Consider the following 2,418-nt stretch of genomic DNA (forward strand, 5'->3'; position numbering starts at 1 on the left):
ACAAGTTCAAGAAGGAGGTGCATAAGCTATGGCTTTCCCATGGTTAAGCAAATTCAAAACACATAATGCCAGCCGGGCTGGGTCGCTGGCAAAATCAAATTTAACTGCTGGTAATTTTGATACCCGTTTGGAGAGCAGGCCCACTCCATGGTTTCCCTTGATTGTGGGTGGCGCAATGGCGGCCCTTGTGGTTGTTTGCTTAGGCGCCGCTGCCCTAGTAAGGGTTGATCAAGTTGTTAGTTTAGCTGGAAAGCTACAACCAAAACGCTCCACGGCTGCAATTAGATCCACGGAAGCAGGGGTGATATTGAGCGTATTGGTAAAAGAAGGTGAATCAGTGAAACAAGGTGCCGCTATGGTGCTATTGGATCCCACTATTCTTCAAGGACGGCAAGCGGCCTTAAAGGATCAAAAACAAGAGCTATTAATGATGGCAAACTCGGAATTAAATCGTATAAGCGGCGCCGTTGGAGAGCTTAAAGCACAAAGAATCGGCCTTGAACAGAGCCGTCGTATTACAAAACATCAACTTGATCAATTGGTTTTGCTTGAGTCCCAAGGGGCTGCTTCCAATTTTCAAGTTCTAGATTATCAAAAGCAATTAAGTGATCTGGATTCCCGTTTAGCTGCCAATAATCAACAACAAAATAAACTTGAAGCTGAATCAAGCCAAAAAGCAGCTGAACTACGCCAACAAGAAGCTCAAAATACTGCCAACCGTGTTGAAACAGGCGAAAGGCTGCGTCGTATAACCTTAAGGGCACCAGTTGCAGGCACTGTACTAAACCTGCAAGCTAAAGATGGAATGGTAGTTAATGCAAGCCAAGATCTATTACAACTCGTGCCAACGGATAGCTTGGTGGGTAGTGTATTTGTTTCTAATCGCGATCTTGCTTTTATACGCCCAAACCAACCAGCTGAGGTTGCCGTTGCCGCCTATGATCGAAATAAATATGGCACCTTAGCTGCCACTGTTACTACGATCGGCACCGATTCCTTGCCGCCCGACCAGAATTGGAAGGAGCCCCATTTCCCGATCGGCCTTAAATTAGCTCAGCAGAATATAAATAGTCTTGGCAAAAAGTTTCCCCTGCAAGCTGGTATGGCAATAACCGCAGATATAAAACTAGAAAAACGTTCATTATTAGAGCTTTTCTTTAGTAACATCGCTGGTTCAACACTTTCAGTGCGGGAAATGCGCTAGATAGCTGTGCGGGTGCTGCTTATTCATCAGAATTTTCCTGGCCAATTTCGCCAGCTTGCACCCGCCTTATTAGTAGCCGGCCATGGGGTGATTGGTATTGGCGCTAGACAAGCACCATGGGCAGATACAGGTGTTATCTATAAATCATCTGGAGGTGATCCGTATCAACAAATGCGCCAAACAAATCCTGAAATGCGCCTTACGGCACAGTTAGCTCAGGGCAGAAGAGTTGCATTACAGCTGAGAATGCTTATGCAGGAGGGTTGGATTCCAGATGTGGTGGTAGCTCACCCGTTCTGGGGTGATATTTTATTTCTAGACGATGTATTTCCAACCGTACCCTTAGTTGCATTATTAGAACTTGATTTCAGTAGCCTTAATTTAAATAATTTTGATTCAGAGCAATCAATAAATCACCAGGAAGATTTTGGAGCCAATTTAAGCCTGAGGCAATGGGCGGATCTAATGGCAATTAAGCGGATGACAGTGGGTCTTACAGCCACTAATTTCCAACAAAGCAGTTATCCAAGCTGGCTACAAAATCGAATCAAAGTGATTCATGAGGGGGTAGATCTAGATTTATGCAAACCAAATCCCCTAGCATGTTACACCTTGCCTGATGGCACACGAATCCGTAGGGGTGATCCGGTGGTGAGCTTTGGCAGCAGAAGCTTGGAGCCCTTGCGTGGATTTCGCACATTTATGCGGGCCTTACCTGCTTTACTAGATGCCAATAAAGAGGTAATGGTTGTGATTGTGGGTGAAGATGGCAGTTGCTATGGGCCAGTAGCACCCGATGGCAAGAGTTGGAAGCAATTAATGCTAGAAGAACTTAAAGATCAAATTAATTTAAGCCGCATACATTTCACCGGTCATTTACCCTATGCGCAATTATTACAAATATTTCAGATAAGCCAAGCCCATGTATATCTCACCTATCCATATGTGTTGAGTTGGAGCATGCTAGAAGCAATGGCCTGCGGAGCATTAGTGGTGGGATCTGCTACCGCACCAGTGGAGGAAGTAATCAGTAATGGAGTAAATGGTTGGCTGGTGCCATTTTTTGATAGCACTGCACTAGCCAAACGGTTGCTGGCAGTGCTGGCTGATCCGCCGGGGCAGGAGCCGTTGCGCATGGCTGCACGCCGAACAATTGCCGCTAAATTTGAAAAAAATAAATGCACAAAGCAACAAATTGCCCTGCTTGAAGCAGT

The 2,418-nt window shown here is 45.5% G+C and carries 2 protein-coding genes; both read left to right on the forward strand.

From position 1 onward, the window contains the following. Positions 1-28: 28 nt before the first annotated feature. Positions 29-1,204, forward strand: a complete 1,176-nt coding sequence (locus KB557_RS10690) for an HlyD family efflux transporter periplasmic adaptor subunit (RefSeq protein WP_255134053.1) — start codon at positions 29-31, stop codon at positions 1,202-1,204. A gap of 6 nt (positions 1,205-1,210) precedes the next feature. Beyond that, on the forward strand, positions 1,211-2,418 hold a 1,208-nt coding region (locus KB557_RS10695; protein WP_255134056.1), incomplete at its 3' end, for a glycosyltransferase.

The sequence above is a fragment of the Synechococcus sp. Cruz CV12-2-Slac-r genome, from assembly GCF_024346075.1.
In the GTDB taxonomy this organism is placed as follows: domain Bacteria; phylum Cyanobacteriota; class Cyanobacteriia; order PCC-6307; family Cyanobiaceae; genus Synechococcus_D.